Origin of the sequence: Tropicimonas sp. IMCC6043, from assembly GCF_004146235.1 — a bacterium.
GTDB lineage: Bacteria > Pseudomonadota > Alphaproteobacteria > Rhodobacterales > Rhodobacteraceae > Tropicimonas.
In genome coordinates this window covers 1-252 of the sequence record NZ_SELO01000269.1, presented here as the reverse complement: position 1 = coordinate 252, position 252 = coordinate 1, and the positions used below count along the sequence as shown (strand labels likewise).

The window sequence follows — 252 nt, the reverse complement described above, 5'->3', positions numbered from 1 at the left end:
GGTGAAAATGCTCCCGCCCCCCTGAAATCAGAACAGAAAGGGCCGATACTGGGCGACTTTTGCTCCGCCCGCAGCGAGAAACATCCCCGCCGCTACCGTGGTCGACTATTCCACTGCCGTTCTCAACTGTCTCTATGCCCTCCAGCCGTCGATCCCGCACCTGACACGATCGTCGCTGCATCGCTGTCTTCAGCGGCATGGGATCTCGCGGCTGCCGGATGTCGAAGGGGACAAACCCAAGCGGCAGCGGTT

The 252-nt window shown here is 61.1% G+C and carries 1 pseudogene; it reads left to right on the top strand.

Annotated elements, in window-relative coordinates:
- Positions 1-124: 124 nt before the first annotated feature.
- Positions 125-252, top strand: a pseudogene (locus tag EU800_RS26610) (IS481 family transposase); the annotation flags it as partial.